This is a genomic window from Glaciimonas sp. PAMC28666, from assembly GCF_016917355.1.
In the GTDB taxonomy this organism is placed as follows: Bacteria; Pseudomonadota; Gammaproteobacteria; order Burkholderiales; family Burkholderiaceae_D; genus Glaciimonas.
Genome location: NZ_CP070304.1, coordinates 3,287,623 through 3,304,415 on the forward strand (window position 1 = coordinate 3,287,623; position 16,793 = coordinate 3,304,415).

14 protein-coding genes are annotated in these 16,793 nt (G+C 51.8%); 8 read left to right on the forward strand and 6 right to left on the reverse strand.

Translation table 11 applies throughout. From position 1 onward, the window contains the following. Positions 1-251: 251 nt before the first annotated feature. The 5 genes from JQN73_RS14095 to JQN73_RS14115 all read left to right on the forward strand — a co-directional run bounded on the left by JQN73_RS14095 (position 252) and on the right by JQN73_RS14115 (position 3,704). On the forward strand, positions 252-647 hold the full coding sequence (locus JQN73_RS14095; protein ID WP_205319507.1) for a VOC family protein: 396 nt from the start codon (positions 252-254) through the stop codon (positions 645-647). Positions 648-713: 66 nt separating this feature from the next. Then, complete coding sequence (locus tag JQN73_RS14100) at positions 714-1,250, forward strand: gluconate 2-dehydrogenase subunit 3 family protein (protein ID WP_205319508.1); 537 nt, start codon at positions 714-716, stop codon at positions 1,248-1,250. 72 nt (positions 1,251-1,322) lie between these two features. Further along, positions 1,323-2,891, forward strand: coding sequence for a GMC family oxidoreductase (locus tag JQN73_RS14105; protein WP_205319509.1), 1,569 nt, complete (start codon positions 1,323-1,325; stop codon positions 2,889-2,891). Beyond that, a complete protein-coding gene (locus JQN73_RS14110; protein WP_205319510.1) occupies positions 2,891-3,277 on the forward strand; it encodes a cytochrome c family protein in 387 nt (128 codons plus the stop codon). The genes JQN73_RS14105 and JQN73_RS14110 overlap by 1 nt, the downstream gene beginning before the upstream one ends. 43 nt (positions 3,278-3,320) lie before the next feature. Further along, on the forward strand, positions 3,321-3,704 hold the full coding sequence (locus JQN73_RS14115) for a ribbon-helix-helix domain-containing protein (protein ID WP_205319511.1): 384 nt from the start codon (positions 3,321-3,323) through the stop codon (positions 3,702-3,704). Between the two features lie 123 nt (positions 3,705-3,827). On the opposite strand, the gene JQN73_RS14120 is transcribed toward JQN73_RS14115, so the two are convergent. The 4 genes from JQN73_RS14120 to JQN73_RS14135 form a co-directional block, all read right to left on the reverse strand. Then, a complete protein-coding gene (locus JQN73_RS14120) occupies positions 3,828-5,189 on the reverse strand; it encodes an 8-oxoguanine deaminase (protein ID WP_205319512.1) in 1,362 nt (453 codons plus the stop codon). Between the two features lie 75 nt (positions 5,190-5,264). Continuing rightward, on the reverse strand, positions 5,265-7,025 hold the full coding sequence (locus tag JQN73_RS14125) for an allantoate amidohydrolase (RefSeq protein ID WP_205319513.1): 1,761 nt from the start codon (positions 7,023-7,025) through the stop codon (positions 5,265-5,267). 120 nt (positions 7,026-7,145) lie between these two features. Then, complete coding sequence (locus tag JQN73_RS14130) at positions 7,146-8,570, reverse strand: nucleobase:cation symporter-2 family protein (RefSeq protein WP_205319514.1); 1,425 nt, start codon at positions 8,568-8,570, stop codon at positions 7,146-7,148. Positions 8,571-8,771: 201 nt separating this feature from the next. Further along, the gene (locus JQN73_RS14135) at positions 8,772-9,710 is read right to left on the reverse strand and encodes a LysR substrate-binding domain-containing protein (protein WP_205319515.1); all 939 of its coding nucleotides are present in this window, start codon (positions 9,708-9,710) and stop codon (positions 8,772-8,774) included. A gap of 649 nt (positions 9,711-10,359) precedes the next feature. On the opposite strand from JQN73_RS14135, the gene JQN73_RS14140 reads away from it, so the two are divergent. Both JQN73_RS14140 and hutH read left to right on the forward strand, forming a co-directional pair. After that, positions 10,360-11,613 carry a urate hydroxylase PuuD gene (locus tag JQN73_RS14140; protein WP_205319516.1) on the forward strand — a complete coding sequence of 418 codons (1,254 nt, stop codon included), beginning with the start codon at positions 10,360-10,362 and terminating at the stop codon, positions 11,611-11,613. Between the two features lie 247 nt (positions 11,614-11,860). Next, positions 11,861-13,486, forward strand: coding sequence for a histidine ammonia-lyase (gene hutH / locus JQN73_RS14145; RefSeq protein ID WP_205319517.1), 1,626 nt, complete (start codon positions 11,861-11,863; stop codon positions 13,484-13,486). Between the two features lie 176 nt (positions 13,487-13,662). Here hutH and JQN73_RS14150 read toward each other — a convergent pair whose 3' ends face one another. Both JQN73_RS14150 and puuE read right to left on the reverse strand, forming a co-directional pair. Beyond that, positions 13,663-14,781, reverse strand: coding sequence for a porin (locus tag JQN73_RS14150; protein ID WP_205319518.1), 1,119 nt, complete (start codon positions 14,779-14,781; stop codon positions 13,663-13,665). Positions 14,782-14,959: 178 nt separating this feature from the next. Then, on the reverse strand, positions 14,960-15,907 hold the full coding sequence (gene puuE / locus JQN73_RS14155; RefSeq protein ID WP_205319519.1) for an allantoinase PuuE: 948 nt from the start codon (positions 15,905-15,907) through the stop codon (positions 14,960-14,962). Positions 15,908-16,228: 321 nt separating this feature from the next. Between puuE and uraH the strand changes: the two genes are divergently transcribed. Next, complete coding sequence (gene uraH, locus JQN73_RS14160) at positions 16,229-16,582, forward strand: hydroxyisourate hydrolase (protein ID WP_205319520.1); 354 nt, start codon at positions 16,229-16,231, stop codon at positions 16,580-16,582. The last annotated feature ends 211 nt before the right edge of the window (positions 16,583-16,793 follow it).

Here is a 16,793-nt window from a genome sequence, read left to right on the forward strand (position 1 = left end):
TCAGTACTGACGCTCAAAAGTCTCCCTGAATCAAAATACCTCGTATTTTTTAACCACTTTTAAGTTTGCCTGATACCGGTTGGCGGGCGTGCCGATTGTCGACTCAAAGAGCCAGTCGCAGAGATCGAAACGTCGCTATTAATGCATACGCTGGTGGCCCGCTAATGCTTAAAAGTAGTATTACAGTGTTACCACGGCATCTGCGCGGAGGGGAATAATAAGACTCTACCCACAATCATACAGACCCGCAGATGGCAAAAATTATCCATACGATGATTCGGGTCCTCGATCCCGAGCGATCCAAGAACTTTTATCGCGATGGTTTTGGATTTGAAGTCTCCCATCAGCTTGATTTCCCCGGTTTCACGTTGGTTTATCTGCGCAGCCCGGAAAATGATTTTGAAATTGAGCTGACCCACAATCACGATCGTAAGGAGCCCTACACGCACGGCGACGGCTATGGACATTATGCATTTGTCGCCGATGATCTGGCTTCCATGCACACCAAATTGTTGGATTTGGGTTATTCGCCTGCAGCCATCAAAGAATTCAAGCAAGATGAGACGCTGCTGGCGCGCTTTTTCTTTGTAGTCGACCCGGATGGTTACAAGATAGAAGTGTTGGAGAAGTGGGGCCACTATCGCTAATTTTCAGCCGAATTGTTGTTTGATGACTTGAAGAGTCTTGCACATAATAATGACAGGAGACAAAAAATGCACCTACCTGAACAACCGAAACGTCGTAAATTTTTGAAGATAGCCTCTGCGGGTTCTATTGCCGGGGTCGCGGGAGGTATCCCCAGCTTATTTGTGTCGAACCAGGCCGCAGCGGAAGAAATGCTCGGGAACGACACTTTCGTTACTCTGACAAAAATTGCCCGCGACATTTTCCCGCATGACGGGTTCGATGATGACCTGTATGTCAAAGCCGTGGCTATCTACGGGGACCAGGTTAAGGCAGACCCCAACCTTCGCGCGCTTCTCATCAATGGCGTGGCCGCAGCAGATGAGGCCGCGATCAAACAATTCGGCAAAGCGTACGCGCAGATACCGGATGAAAAATCCCGACTGGTTGTTCTGACGGCGATGCAGACCACCCCTTTTTTCCTGAAGATTCGCGGCGATCTGGTTGTGAGTCTTTACAACCAGCCCGTGGTGTGGGGAAAGTTGGGCTATCAAGGACCATCTGCTGAGTTTGGCGGCTATATCAGTCGCGGCTTCAATGATCAGAACTGGATGGAATTGACCTAAGTCGATGATCGTTCAAAATTAATTGCTGCATTATCAAAAACACACTCTTATAAAAATAATGAGGAGACTGCTGTGGCCGCAAAATTTAATTTAAGTGAAGAAGTGGTAGTGATTGTTGGTTCGGGTGCAGGCGGCGGGACGCTCGGCAACGAACTGGCCCAAAAAGGCATCAATGTCGTTGTTCTGGAGGCAGGCAAGCGGCATGAAATCAGCGATTTCGAAAATGACGAATGGCCGATGTTCAGCAAAATTTCCTGGCTCGACAAACGCACTACGTCTGGCACCTGGCGTATCGCGAGGGACTTTCCCAATCTGCCGACCTGGATTGTGAAGGCGGTAGGCGGTTCCACCGTACATTGGGCCGGGGCTTCATTGCGGTTTCAGGAGCATGAGTTCAAAACGCGCACGGTGTACGGCGATATCAAGGGAGCTAATATTCTTGATTGGCCGATTACTTTGAAGGATCTCACGCCTTATTACGAGCGGGCTGAATTCAAAATGGGCGTGACGGGTACGAATGGTATTCCACGTCTGCCTGGCAACAATAACTACAAAGTATTGGCGGCGGGTGCCAAAAAAATGGGATACAAGGAATTCCATAGCGGGAATATGGCGATCAACTCCCAACCGCGCGATGGACGCGGCTCTTGTCAGCAGATTGGATTTTGCTTTCAGGGCTGTAAGTCGGGCGCGAAGTGGTCGACGTTGTACACAGAAATTCCAAAAGGCGAACGTACCGGCCATCTTGAAGTCCGTTCTGATGCGCAGGTTTTGAAGATTGAGCATAACGCGGCGGGTCTGGTGACGGGCGTGCTGTACAGCGACTCAAAAGGCAACCGCAGCTTTCAAAAAGCGCGGGTAGTATGCGTCGCCGGTAACTCAATCGAATCCCCGCGTCTTCTGCTTAATTCTGCGTCGGCGATGTTTCCGAATGGCTTGGCAAATTCATCGCGTCAGGTCGGACAAAACTACATGCGTCACATGACCGGCTCCGTGTACGCAGTGTTTGATAAACCTGTGCATATGTTTCGCGGCACCACCATGGCAGGCATTGTGCGTGATGAATCGCGGCATGACACCAAGCGCGGGTTTGTCGGCGGTTACGAAATGGAAACGGTGTCTCTCGGGGTTCCCTTCATGGCCGCATTTCTTGACCCAGGGGCTTGGGGGCGTGGTTTTTCGTCGGCAATGGAGTCGTACGACAATATGGCCGGGATGTGGGTAATTGGCGAAGATCTTGCGCAGGAGTCAAACGGCGTGACGCTGCATGCAACTGAAAGAGATCAATTTGGCTTGCCGATTCCGAACGTGCAGTTCAGTGATCATGCCAACGATCTTGCGATGCGCAAGCACGCTTTTCAGCAAGGCGCCGCGTTGTACACGTCGATTGGTGCCAAACGGACTATCTTGACGCCACCGTATCCGTCCACCCATAACCTCGGTACCAATCGCATGAGCGCCAAGGCCAAAGATGGCGTTGTCAATAAATGGGGACAGACCCATGACATCAAGAATCTGTTCGTGTCGGATGGTAGTCAGTTCACGAGCGGCGCATCTGAAAATCCGACGTTGACCATTGTCGCGTTAGCGATTCGGCAGGCGGATTTCATCGCGCAGTCGATGTCGAGAAAAGAGCTTTAATGAAGCGCCTTAGAGCAATTCCGTTGGTATTCGCGGTCACTATGGCGCTTGTACTGAGTGATTACACCGTTGCTGCGGAGACGCTGTCTGGGGAGAAATTGTTCAAGTCGCAATGCGCAACCTGCCATTCTGCTGCAGAGGGTAGCCCGAATCGCCAGGGCCCTAATCTCTACGGTGTGGTGGGGCGCCCGGCCGGAGCCGCCCCCGGTATGGCCTATTCCGCTGCATTCAGGAAAGTCCTCGACGGTAAGCCATGGACCGAGGCGCTCCTGAATAAATGGCTAGAGGATCCACAAAATGTCGTGCCGGATACGCTCATGATGTACCACCAGGATGATCAAGAAAAGCGTCAAGCAATCATTAATTACCTAAAGACGTTACATTAGGGAGCGTATCTGATGGATACGACTATAAAAAAGGAGATGAAGCATGTGCGAAATCTATCTGAAGGCCGATCCGATTCAGTATGAATTACGGACCCGATCAATACGTATCCACGGTGTAGTGACAAGCGTTCGACTGGAAAATCTCTGCTGGGATATTTTGGCGCGAATTGCCCGTAAAGACGATATGACCACGAACCAACTGATCAGTCGGTTGTATTCGGAGGTGATTCAGCAACAAGGCAAGATTGGCAACTTTTGCGCATTTTTGCGAGTCAGCTGCATGCGTTATCTCTCAAGCGTTGCCTTGCAGCAGGACAAGGAATCGCTGCTGCTGGGCAGGACCGATACGGTAACTTTAGCAGAGCAACCGAAAGGGCGACGCAAGTTGGCGCAGCCTGAAGCGCTCGTATTGCAAATGATTCGTTAAGGAATGATGCGGCCAGGAGGTTACTGAGCCGCAATCATGAAGACTTTGTTCGGTCACATTGCAGCTAGCGATTGATGGGCGTTCGTTTCAAGAACACCATCAATGGTTAGCTGTCGAGATGACTTAGCGGGCCGCCTCAGCGAGGCTACGGGCAAGGCGGTTATGCCGCTCCAGAACGTTGCCTAAATCGACCGTGGTTAGCTGGCCATTACGTACAACAATCCGCCCATTGATGATGCTATAAGCGACATTGGAAGGGTTGCAGAATACCAGTGCTGCGACCGGATCGTGCCACGCACCGGCGTAGCCCACCTGATTCAGATCAAACATAACCAGATCAGCCGACATGCCAGGTTTGAGCGCGCCGATGTCGTCACGGTTCAACACTTTGGCGCCGCCGAGCGTTGCTATTTCTAACGCCTGTCGTGCGGTCATTGCATCCGGGCCAAAGCCTACGCGTTGCAGCAACATGGCCTGACGGGTTTCACCCAGCATATGGGCGCCGTCGTTTGAAGCAGAACCGTCAACCCCGAGACCGACGCTAACCCCAGCGTCGATCATTTTACGGATGGGCGCAATACCAGAAGCGAGGCGCATGTTTGAACAAGGACAATGCGCGATGCCGGTGCCGGTACGGGCAAACATATAAATGCCGTCGTCATCGAGTTGAACGCAATGGGCATGCCAGACGTCGTGTCCGACCCAGCCGCAATCTTCCGCGTATTGCGCTGGCGTCATGTTGAATTTCTCACGACTATAGGCGATATCGTTGGCGTTTTCTGCCAGATGGGTGTGTAACGACACGCCATGTTCTCGCGCCAAAATTGCAGACTGGCGCATCAAATCGCGGGACACTGAAAACGGCGAGCAGGGCGCAACAACAATGCGTTGCATCGCATGGCGTTGATGGTCGTGAAATGTCTCAATCAAACGTTGAGTATCTCCGAGGATGGCGTTTTCGTCTTCGACCACGCAGTCGGGCGGCAAGCCACCTTTGGACTGCCCGACGCTCATTGAACCCCTTGCGGCATGAAAGCGCATGCCGATTTGGCTAGCCGCTTCTATACTGTCGTCGAGTTTACAACCATTCGGATAAATATATAAATGGTCGCTGCTGGTAGTGCAGCCGGACAGGATCAATTCTGCCATCGCCGTCAGGGTAGACACTTGAATCATTTCCGGCGTCAGATTGGCCCAGATCGGATAAAGATTGGTGAGCCAGTTGAACAGTTCACCGTTCTGCGCTGCCGGGATCACGCGTGTCAGGCTTTGATACATGTGATGATGGGTGTTCACCAACCCGGGGATCACCACATGATCGGTCGCGTCGATGACTTCATCAGCCGTTTGCGGCAGGTCGCTACTTTTGCCGACTTGTTCGATAACATTGTCACGGATGAAAACGGCGCCGGCGCTGATTTCGCGGCGCTGTTCATCCATGGTGACCAACACACGCGCATTTTTTATCAGTAAAGTTTTGGACATATTTTTGACATAAAAGGCATTCGTCAAGCCCACCTTTCTATGACAAGTAGTCTTGACGCATTACCAGGCTCTGGTTCAGGACTTTGGAGTAAAGTTGCGCAGGAAATCCAGCAAGATTTGCGCGGACACTTCAGCATCGTCAGCTGTCATTGTCTCTAATGGATTATGACTGATTCCACCGTTACCGCAGCGGGTAAATAACATGGCGACGTCAGTTACTTTGGCGACTGCCATCGCGTCATGACCGGCTCCTGAAGCAAGTTTGAAGGGACGTACGCCTGCACGTTCGGTGGCAGCGGTCAGCTGGTTCATCAGCCATGGTGCGCAGGGTACTGCGGGCGCTGAGACCATTTTTTCGATGGTGCTTTCAATGTTGCGTCGCTGACATACGTTGTCAATAAAATGTAACACGTCAGTGACCGCCGCATCGCGGATGAGGTCATCGGCGGCACGGATATCCAATGAAAATACACAAGCTCCAGGAATGACATTGGTCGAGCCGTTTGGTACCTGCAGCTGACCGACCGTGCCGACCAGGGAGGCTTGTTGGTCCTGCGCACAGCGTTGTTCAACATACAGCAATATTTCGGCAGCGGCAGTAGCAGCGTCTTTGCGCATCGACATCGGGGTGGTACCCGAATGGCTGGCGACGCCTTTTAACTGCACCATATAACGGCAACTACCAGCGATGGAAGTAACAATGCCGACCGGCAGATCATGTTGTAGCAACACCGGACCTTGTTCAATATGAACCTCGACATAACCTAACAGGTCATTCGGATTGCGTGCCAGTGAGGGAATGGCAGCGGCATCATGTCCGGCGCTTTGTAAGGCATCGCGCATGCTGATGCCGTCGCGGTCAGTATTGTCCAACAAGCCCATGTCGAATTGGCCGATGACCGCGTTACTACCAAGGAAAGTGCTTTTAAAGCGCACGCCTTCCTCTTCGGAAAAGCCGATGACTTCTACATGGAATGGTAGCTTCTCGCCACGCTCATTCAAGAGTTTAATGATGGCGATAGGCAGCAGGATACCTTCACGCCCGTCATATTTTCCACCATTGCGGACCGTGTCGTAATGGGAGCCGGTAATCAGCGTTTTAGCGTGTGGGTTGTCGGATAAATAGCGGCCGACGACATTGCCGACGGCATCAATATCGGCGACCATGCCAGCTTCACGCATCCAATCTGCGAGTTGTGCAGCGGTGCGGCGATGGGATGGAGTCATGTAAGCGCAGGTCAGGCCGACTTCGTCATCACTCCATGCTCCGATGACCTGTGCCCACCGCATGATAGTCTCACCAAGATGGGGTGTGTAGTCGAGCAAAGCATTGATGCGCATTTCGGCGATACGGCCAATTTGACGCAGGGCTTCGGCCTTTTCGTCGGCGATCTGATTTTTCAGGCGACGGCTAAAAGCCTTAATAATCGCTTCTCGTGATAAACCCTGACCGTCCGCACCTTTCACCGCCAGAATAAACGGGAACGTAAATCTGGCGTTGTAGGCTGCGTTCAGTGTTTGCAGCGTGGCAAATTCGTCCGGGCTGCAATTGTTGAGTCCGGCCTTGGCTTGTTCCCCAGTTGACTCAACGGTTAGCTGGCCCGATATGGCGGCTTTGCCAGCCAACTCGGGATGGGCGCGGATCAAACCCAGTTGCTCATCCTCCGAGGCACTTCGCACAGTCGCTTCAAGCGCCAGCTTCAGCTCGGTGATATTCAAAAAAGGACGATTGCTTGCAGCGCGCTCAGGTATCCAGGAAGAGTGCTCGTAGATCCCTTGTAGCGTCGAGACGAAAGTATTGGCGTCACAGCCGTTAAGTTGTTCCAAAGTGGTCATTTGCTGTCGGCGGGTCCCACCCGCGTACTCCTTAAATAGTTTCAGTGACGGGTGGGACCCGTTTGGACATAAACGCCTTATACGCAATGGCGGCGCAATGCCGACCAAGGCACCAATAAATCAATGATCAGAGCTTTGCGCTGCGGCAACCGCATATTCGCGGGCGCTGTTGGCAGTGCCCTTGCCATTAAAGAACAAGTTGAGTAATACCGCCATGGCCGATGCCAGCAGAATGCCGCTATGCAAAATGGTAGACAAGAATGCAGGCATTTTGTCAAAAAAGCTGGGGGCAACAATCGGGATCATTCCGGCACCGATACTCACTGCGACGATAAAAAGATTGTTGCGGTTGCCGACAAAATCAACTTTGGCGAGTATTTTTATACCGGTGGCAGCGACCATGCCGAACATGACCAGTCCAGCGCCGCCAAGGACAAACTGTGGAATTGACGCCGCCACGTTTGCCATTTTCGGAAACAGACCGAAGGCCATCAAAATCACGCCAGCAGTGGCGCAGACATATCGACTGCGGACGCCGGTGACGCCGACCAGTCCGATGTTTTGTGAAAAGGAGGTGTAGGGGAAAGTATTAAAGACACCGCCGATGATCGATCCGAGGCCATCTACACGGAGGCCACGTGCAAGCGTTTTATCATCGATTTTTTTGCCAACGATTTCGCCCAGGGCAATGAACATTCCGGTCGATTCAATCATGGTCACGATCATGACCAGGCACAGGCTGATAATCGAGCCCAGATCAAATTTGGGCCAACCATAGTGAAATGGACGAATAAGCGCAAACCAGTCAGCATCGCCCAGGCCATAAAAGCTAATTTTCCCCATCGACAATGCGATCAAAAATCCAATAATCATCCCGACCAGCACCGAAATGTTGGCGATGAACCCCTTTACATATTTAGTAATCAGCAAAATCGATATCAAGACAACCAAAGCGATACCCAGACTGGTCGGAGAGCCATAGTCCGGATTTGGTATTTTGGTAAAGACGCCATCGACCAGCTTGCCGATGATAGGCTGACCGCCCGCGGCCCAATTGATACCAATACCCATTAGCGAAATACCGATGACGGTAATAACAGTTCCCGTGACGACCGGCGGAAAAAATCGCATCATGCGGCTCATGTAGGGTGCCGCCAGCATACAGAAAATACCGGCCACGATTACCGCGCCATATATGTGAACGATGGTCAGGTCTGGATTGCCGGCCATCGCGACCATTGGGCCCACGGCGGCGAAGGTGACGCCCATCATCACAGGCATTTTGATACCGAATTTCCAAAACCCAAGGCTTTGAATGAGCGTGACCAGGCCGCAACAAAACAGATCGGCACTAATCAGAAAGGCGACATCACTTTTTGCCAGATGGAGCGCCCCCCCGACAATCAGCGGGACGGCAATGGCGCCCGCATACATGACAAGCACATGCTGCATGCCAAGCGCGGTGAGTTTGCCTAACGGTAACTTTTCATCAACCGGGTCGGTTATGGTGGTGGCGGGAGTGACAGTTGCGGTTGCGGTGTTCATTGTGCGTCTCCAGAAGCTGGGATTTTTTAGATATTATTTTGTCTTGCACAATTCATGCCAGTGACGTTAGAGCGGAGTGAGAGGTCGTTCCGATATCAACGCTAGGGTTATGTAATGTGTGATGAACGATATTATAGAAAACCATAGTGTGAGATATACGCAATGATTGATAGTTGATTTCAGTTGTAGCATATAACAGTTTCATTTGATTACCATTGCTTTGACGACTTGACTGACCTGTTCACGCAACCATTTATGCTCGGTCGCCTGATGCACGCGTTCGTGCCAAAGTTGATAAAACCGCATTGGAGGAAATTTTATCGGTAGCGTAAAACTTTTTAGAGCGAGCGTTTTTTCGTAAAACTGAGCAAATTGCCGACCCGTGGTCAGCACCAGATCGGTCTGCGCTGCCATATAGGGAAGCATGCCAAAGTAAGCTGATTCGACCACCACGTTACGGCGCATATTCTGGCGATCAAGGAAGGAATCAATGATGCCGTGATAACCAGGAAGAACTTGCCACGGGGCAAGGTGCGGCAGGCTTAAGTAGTCTTCCACTGTCATGGCATCGGAGGCGGTACGTTTGGCATAGGCGCTATCTGCGCGCATCAGACAGACAATCGGATCGTCAAACAATTTAGTTAAATGTAAATGTTGCGGCGGCTCATCCCAATTCGCAATGACCAGATCGAGGTCGCCATCGGACAGTTGGCGCACATAATCGGTCTCCGGCCCTAAAGCATGAATAACGATACGGCTTTTCGGTGATTCGCGTCGCATTCTGGCGACGAGTTCCAAAAAAAAGGGAGTATTCATATAGTCCGGCGCAGCAATATGAAAGGTACGGGCTTCGGCTTGCGGGACAAATGGGGTTTTGTGCACGAACAGGCGCTCGGTCTCATCGAGGATCCGTTTAGCTGGTTTCAACAAGCTTTCGCCGTGCTGAGTCGGTACCATCCCGCGTGCGCCGCGCACCAGAAGTGGATCACCGGTCAGTTCGCGCAGTTTGCGCAATGAGGCCGAGATCGATGGTTGTGGCTGATTTAACTTGAGTGCCACCCGGGAAACGTTCTTTTCACACAGCAAAAGATAGAGTATGCGGATCAAATGAATATCAAGATGGTCTGGTAGCTTGGACATAATGGGTTTGTCTCTTTGTCTCTTTGTGAATTGGGACCCTGTTACTGCCTGGCCGTCCGATCTTTGTCGGAAGGATAGGGGGGTCAGTGCATGTCAAGTTCGGTGGCAAGTTCGGCGTCACGTTCGGTGTAACGTTCGCGACTTCTGTCACCGGACTGCCGTGCCGGCTTAGATCAGGCATCAGGCCGTATTGACGCGAGCGACGGTGACGTCGATTTTATAGGTCTATTGAGGCGACTCGACAGTTTTATTTAATTTCTGTATATGAATAGACGTATGTCAAATATACTTCAAATTCAATATTTTTAAAGCCGAACGCGTTTATCTTTCATGAATCCGAGTTGTTTTAAGTCGTGGCATCGCTGTTTGCAGCACTGACTGGGAAACAACGTTGGGCAAAAGAATGTGACTTCGTCAGCTTATAGCGTGAAATGCCGTGCAAAATAGTGTTTGTATAAGATACAAAGCGTCAACTTCTACACCGGTTAAAGGGGAAAACGCAAAGCACTGGTTTAAGCATACAAGATTGCGCAGGTCATAGTGGTCGTAGCGGAGCTGTAACTACCAAGTTCGCGACTTATTTTGAGGGGGTGGCCCTCTCTCGTCTGCAGTGCCCGCAGTGGCGGACGAGTGTAATTGTGAGGAAGACATGGATTCAATGTTAGTGTCGTATGGCGTGGAATGGCTCAATTTACTGGTGCGCTGGCTTCACCTGATCGTCGGGATCGCGTGGATTGGCGCGTCGTTCTATTTCGTCTGGCTGGACAACTCTATCCGTCCACCCAAGCCTGGTTCTGATCTGGCCAATAAAGGTGTTTCTGGCGAATTGTGGGCGGTGCATGGTGGCGGCTTTTATAATCCGCAAAAATATCTGGTGGCGCCGGCCGAGTTGCCGGAAGAACTCCATTGGTTTAAATGGGAAGCCTATGCGACGTGGCTAAGTGGTTTTGCAATGCTTTTCATTGTTTATTACTTCAACGCGTCAGCGATGATGATTAACAAAGAGGTTGCCGATCTGAGTTCATTGCAGGCCATTGGCGTCGGCATCGGCACGTTAGTGATTGGCTGGACTGTCTACGATTTGTTATGTCGTTCGCCGCTCGGTAAACGTGACGGGCTTCTTGGTCTCGTGATGTATTTGTTTATCGTCGCTGCGGCATATGTGTTGAGCCATTTGCTGAGCGGTCGTGCTGCTTATATACATGTTGGTGCGATGATGGGCACCATGATGGTGGGTAACGTTTTGATGGTCATTATCCCCGGTCAGCGTAAGCTGGTTGAAGCCATGCGCCTCGGTAAAGCACCGGATCCGATTTACGGAAAAAGAGCGAAGCAGCGTAGCGTCCACAATAACTACTTCACATTGCCAGTGCTGTTCATCATGATCAGCAATCACTATGCAATGACTTACAGCCACGCATACAACTGGTTGGTGCTGGCGGCGATTATTGCAGCCGGTGCGCTGATTCGTCACTTTTTCAATCTGCGTCATGCTGGTCGTGTTTCCTGGGGTTATCCAGCTGCCGGTGTTGCTATCCTGGTGGTGGTAGCGATTGCGATTGCTCCACGTCCGATCCCTGCGCCTGTGGTACCTGTTGCCACTGTTGGGCAGGCGGTAACCGGAACGGCAGCGACTGATGTGCCAGTGGCAGATATGGCGCACGTGCAGGCGATCATTACTCAGCGTTGCGTTGAGTGTCATGCAGCGCAGCCGACGCAGCCCGGATTTGCTACCGCGCCTGCCGGAATCATGCTGCAAACGCCTGATTTGATACGCCAACATGCTGACAAAATTTTCCAGCAAGCAGTGCAGTTGAAAGCAATGCCGCTCGGGAACATGACCAATATCACTGACGCTGAGCGGGCGGTGATTGGTGCCTGGTATCAAGCGGGTGCGAAGTAATCGCGCATGGTTTTGATTGATTGCTGATTTATTTGACGCTCATCGGTTGAGCGTCAAATAAACCGACTCAAACATACGCCGCAGTTAATTAGTGCCTGAATATTGACGGTACTTTTCACAGATCATCTCCATTAACAGTACAAAGCAGATGCCTGGCGACGGCAACCTCGCTGGCTTCCTGCTGCCTGCAGCAAGTTGTTGCTAGCAGTAGCTTGTGCCTTGATAACCACATTTCTGAAAGTTTATTATGACCACTCTCACCATCGACGGCTTCACCCTCACTGCAGCGCAGGTCGTCAGCGTGGCCCGTGCACCGTATTTGCCGGTGACGTTGGCGCAGTCTTCGCGCGCCGCGTTGAAGGAAAGCCGCGATTTCATCGAAGCGACCTGGATGCATGATGACGCGCCGATGATGTACAGCTTCAACACCGGTGTCGGGCTGTTAAAAGATACCCGTATCAAGGTCGAACACATTGCGTTGTTTCAGACTCAGCTGATCAAAGCCCATTGCGCCGGGATCGGCGAGCCATTTTCGGAAGAAGTCAGCCGCGCCACCATGTTGCTGCGTGCCAATGCTTTTGCGAGTAATTATTCGGCGCCACGGGTGGAGGTGGTGGACCGTCTGCTGGCGTTCCTGAACGCTGGCATTCATCCGATCATGCCGCAAAAAGGCTCGGTCGGTGCCTCCGGCGATCTGGCTCCACTGTCGTATCTGGCCGCCGCGATTGCCGGTTTCGACGAAGCCGAAGTGATGTATCAGGGTGAACGCATGCGTGCCCCGCAAGCCATTACCGCCGCCGGCATTGCGCCGGTCAAATTCGATTTGCAAGCCAAGGACGCCTCGGCCTTGATTAATGGCTGTACCGCCTCGCTGGCGGTGGCCGTGCTGGTAGCGCACGACGCGCGTAACTTGCTGAGCGATGCGTGCCTGTCACTGGGCCTGACGCTGGAAGCGATGCGGGCCGAAATGGCGGCCTTCGATGCACGCATTCAGCAAGCACGTCCGCACGCCGGGCAAATCAAAACCGCTGCGGTGGTGCGCAAGCTGCTCAAGGGATCGACCCGCACCACGCATGCAGCGCGCTCGGTGCAGTTTCCGGAAGAGTCCCGCCGCACCGATATTCCGTATTCAGAACGGATTCAGGATGTGTATTCGTTGCGCTGTGCACCGCAAGTCTACGGTCCGGTGTTCGATGCACTCGACTACATCGACACCATCGTCGACAAGGAAATCAATTCGGCCACCGATAATCCATTGATCTTCGGCAAAGAGGGCGGCGGCTTTGAGATCATTTCCGGCGGCAATTTCCACGGCCAGTATCTGGCCCAGGCGATGGATCTGATGGCGATGGTGATGACCGATTTGGGCAGCATTTGCGAACGTCGGGTGGCGCGTCTGATCGATCCGACTTTGTCGTGGGGCTTGCCACGCAATCTGATGAGCGGTGTGCGCGGGGTCAACACCGGTTATCCGGTGGTGCAATGTTCGTTGAGTTCCCTCGTAATGGAAAACCGCACCTTGTGCATGCCCGGCAGCGTCGACAGTATTCCGGCCAAAGGCAACAGCGAAGACCATGTCTCCAACTCCACCTGGTGCGCACGCAAGGCCGCGACGGTGGTGGCAAATACCCAATATATTATCGGGGTCGAGATGTTATTGGCGGCGCAAGCCTTGACCATGACCGAAGATTTGTTGCCGGGATTCGTCCTGGGTCAGGGCACACAAGCGGCCTATCAGGAAATCCGTCGCCAGATTCCCGCTTGCCTGGACGGTGATCGCTGGTTCCACGATGATATTCTGATGGCGCAATCGTTTGTCGTCACGGGATCGGTACGGAATGCGGTGGTAGAGAAAATTGGGGCGTTTGTATAACTTCAGTCGACGAAAAGAAAACACCGCACGACGCTTCATAACGTCGTGAGGTTAATTTTTTAGGGCATTGGTAGGTGAATTTCACCCAAAAATAAAAGGCGCGTTGTTCTGATTTTTTACAATCAGGTCAACGCGCCTTTCGCTTTTTCGACGTTTAAATACGGATACTATTTCGATCAGAAGCGATGCCGGATGCCAAGCCCCAAGCTGTTTCCAGTACTCTGATCCGTAATTTTATCGACCATATATATCGCGTAAACGTCGGTGCGTTTGGATAGATTGTAGTCATAGCCGACCGATGTGGTGTTGCGTTTCAAGGGCTGACCGATAGCACTTCCGTCACGTTTTGTATTCGCCCAAGATGCGAGAATTGCGCCTTTACCCAGCGGAATGCTAGTACCGAGTTGCAAAGTCTTATCTTCCAAATCAATGTCCTGCGTGGTCTTCTGGTAAGTCGCAAACAATTTAGCGAGGGTGAACTCATAGCTTGCGCCTAAAAACCAGGCTGATTGACGGGTTGCAAATTCACCCGTCGGTAGCGGAATATTGGTTGCAGGCTGTACGTTGCCCGGTGAAAGTTCTAACGGATTATTCACTTTGACGCGTTGATAAAACGCCGTCAATGCCAAGGGGCCATTGAAATACAACACATTCGCGCCGATATTGTTTCGACCGGTTTGCCCGGCTTGCTCACCGAACTGATAATGTAAGTTGGCTTTCAGACCGGCGAACACGGGAGTGGTATAAATAATTTCATTACTCCACCCGGTATCGCCAGCGGTGGTGTTGGTCCAGCCCGATGCGTTGAACCAAGGCACATCCATGTGCAGAATGAGGGGCGAGAATGCAAAGGAGTCGCCGAAAGGATTGAACAGGATTGACGGCAGAAAGTTAGGCGCCAGATCGCGGCCCAGAGATACTTGGCCGAAATTGCCGGATAAACCGACATTTGCATCGCGTGAGAAGAAGGTTTCATTTCCGGCAAAACGACCGGACTCGCCTGTATCCGCGCGGAAAAAAGACGTTAGTTTGAAATTGGCCTTTAGCCCATCTCCCAAATCTTCGGACCCGTTGAAGCCAAACCAGGAGGTCGTCATGCCGCCACTATTGACGGCGCTGGTACGATTGCTGTCGCCGCTATATTTCATCGAACCGAGATAAGTGTCGACCAGGCCGGTCACATTAACCGTGGTTTGTGCCATTGCTGGAATTGCCGCGGCACTGCCTAAAAGGGCGGCGATTTGCAAAATATTTATTTTTTGGCGTGTTTTATCCGTAATGCAGTTATGGTGCATTTTGTCTCCTGATTTTGTGAGTGTTGGCAATTGCTCGCCGTCTTGTTTTAAAGCAAGTACTGCGGTGCCAGGGTGGTTATTTCTACTGCCGTTACAACTACTTATTTCTGGACGTGGAGCCGCCACGACGGGTGAAAAATGTCCCGTGATTCGAAAGACTTAACAAGCGAAGCGCTGTCTAGTTGGGATGCGTAGCGCGCCAGTGATCGGCGATGTCAATGCGGCGCGCAACCCAGACCTTGTCGTGTGACTGCACGTAATCCAAAAATCGCGCTAACGCCGCAGCCCGTGCCGGCCGTCCAACCATACGGCAATGCAAGCCGATTGACAGCATCTTTGGCTGGTTTAATCCTTCAGGATCGCCTTCCTTGTAGAGCACATCAAATGCATCTTTCAGATAGTCGAAAAATTGCGTGCCGGAATTAAAGCCCTGAGCGGCCGCAAAACGCATGTCGTTGGTATCCAGCGTGTAAGGGATGATGAGTTGCGGTTTCGTGATCGTTTTGCCGTCGGGGCCACTGAGTGTCACTTGTTCCCAGAATGGCAGGTCGTCGCCATAATTGTCCGCGTCATAGCTAAAGCCGCCGTGCTCCATGACCAATTTGCGTGTATTGGGGGAGTCGCGTCCCGTGTACCATCCCAGCGGCGCAGTACCGGTTAATTGCTTGATGATGGCAACCGCTTCAGCGATATGTGCACGTTCGGTAACTTCGTCAATATTCTGATAGCTGATCCAGCGCAAGCCATGGCAAGCGATTTCGTGACCAAGCTCCTGAAAAGCAGCCGTGGCTTCCAGGTTGCGTTGGAGCGCCCGCGCCACGCCAAAAACCGTCAGCGGTAGCTTACGCTCCTCGAATAATCGCAACAAGCGCCACAATCCAGCCCGGGAACCATATTCATATAACGATTCCATGCTCATATGACGATCCGCGAAGCTCTGTGCACCAATGATTTCCGACAGGAACGTTTCTGAACCAGCATCTCCATCCAACACGCAATTTTCGCTACCTTCTTCATAATTGAGGACGAATTGCAAAGCCACGCGCGCTTGGCAAGGCCAGTGCGGATGTGGAGGAGTGCGGCCATAGCCGATCAGATCACGAGGATAATTATTAGGCATATTCATAGCGTTATTTTTAGATATCTCTTATCAGTTGGCCTGTCATTCCCGCACAAAATAGACTTGATTCGGAGTCTGCTGTGCACTTCACCGGCGCATCATGGCCGTTTGCCGTCATGCAAGGGGCGCTTCTTGACACAAAGTTGTGCAGAGGATGATCCGGAAAAAGTCTCATCTTTTTCAAGTTGACCTGGCGCTGGAAGGTGATGTTTGGATTATGGTGCCTGTGGTCATTATTAATATATCCGGAATAGTATATTGACCTTCAGTCTGCGGTATATCATTTAATCTGAATTTACTTTTTGTCGTTGATCCAAGGAAAACATAATGGGAAAGTTGAGTACGCACGTTCTGGATATTACGCAAGGCAAGCCGGGCGCCGGGGTGAGCATCGGGCTATATCTTGTCAATGCCAATGGCAAAACGCTATTGAAAAGTGTTGTGACGAACGCCGATGGTCGTTGCGATGCGCCTTTGCTGCAGGGCGAGGACATGCAGGCTGGGCAATATGAGCTAATTTTTGCAGCAGGGGATTATTTTGCTGCGCAAGGTGTGACTGTTCCCACGCCACGCTTTGTCGATCAGGTCACGCTGGCATTTGGGATTGCGGACCCTGAGCAGAACTACCACGTGCCATTGGTGGTCTCACCATGGTCCTATTCAACTTACCGAGGTAGTTAGTCGTTAAAAAAACGATGCGGTTCCCCCAATGGTTGAAGCGGGCTTTTAACTGCCCGCCAACATTTGCGGAGGCGCAATCAACTGTTAGCCGGCCGAATTCCTGCGTTAAGATAGGGTTAAGGGGGTTCCGCACCCTGAGAATAACCACAACATCTATAATTCCACCTATCCTCTTGCAAAGCTTGTGTTAAACTCTGTGCAATCTCTTTTG

Bases quoted from the DNA above. Each gene is read 5' to 3' on its own strand.
- JQN73_RS14095 (WP_205319507.1), top strand. From the start codon at position 252: ATGGCAAAAATTATCCATACGATGATTCGGGTCCTCGATCCCGAGCGA.
- JQN73_RS14100 (WP_205319508.1), top strand. From the start codon at position 714: ATGCACCTACCTGAACAACCGAAACGTCGTAAATTTTTGAAGATAGCC.
- JQN73_RS14110 (WP_205319510.1), top strand. From the start codon at position 2,891: ATGAAGCGCCTTAGAGCAATTCCGTTGGTATTCGCGGTCACTATGGCG.
- JQN73_RS14115 (WP_205319511.1), top strand. From the start codon at position 3,321: ATGTGCGAAATCTATCTGAAGGCCGATCCGATTCAGTATGAATTACGG.
- JQN73_RS14120 (WP_205319512.1), bottom strand. From the start codon at position 5,189: ATGTCCAAAACTTTACTGATAAAAAATGCGCGTGTGTTGGTCACCATG.
- JQN73_RS14125 (WP_205319513.1), bottom strand. From the start codon at position 7,025: ATGACCACTTTGGAACAACTTAACGGCTGTGACGCCAATACTTTCGTC.
- JQN73_RS14130 (WP_205319514.1), bottom strand. From the start codon at position 8,570: ATGAACACCGCAACCGCAACTGTCACTCCCGCCACCACCATAACCGAC.
- JQN73_RS14135 (WP_205319515.1), bottom strand. From the start codon at position 9,710: ATGTCCAAGCTACCAGACCATCTTGATATTCATTTGATCCGCATACTC.
- JQN73_RS14140 (WP_205319516.1), top strand. From the start codon at position 10,360: ATGGATTCAATGTTAGTGTCGTATGGCGTGGAATGGCTCAATTTACTG.
- hutH (WP_205319517.1), top strand. From the start codon at position 11,861: ATGACCACTCTCACCATCGACGGCTTCACCCTCACTGCAGCGCAGGTC.
- JQN73_RS14150 (WP_205319518.1), bottom strand. From the start codon at position 14,781: ATGCACCATAACTGCATTACGGATAAAACACGCCAAAAAATAAATATT.
- puuE (WP_205319519.1), bottom strand. From the start codon at position 15,907: ATGAATATGCCTAATAATTATCCTCGTGATCTGATCGGCTATGGCCGC.
- uraH (WP_205319520.1), top strand. From the start codon at position 16,229: ATGGGAAAGTTGAGTACGCACGTTCTGGATATTACGCAAGGCAAGCCG.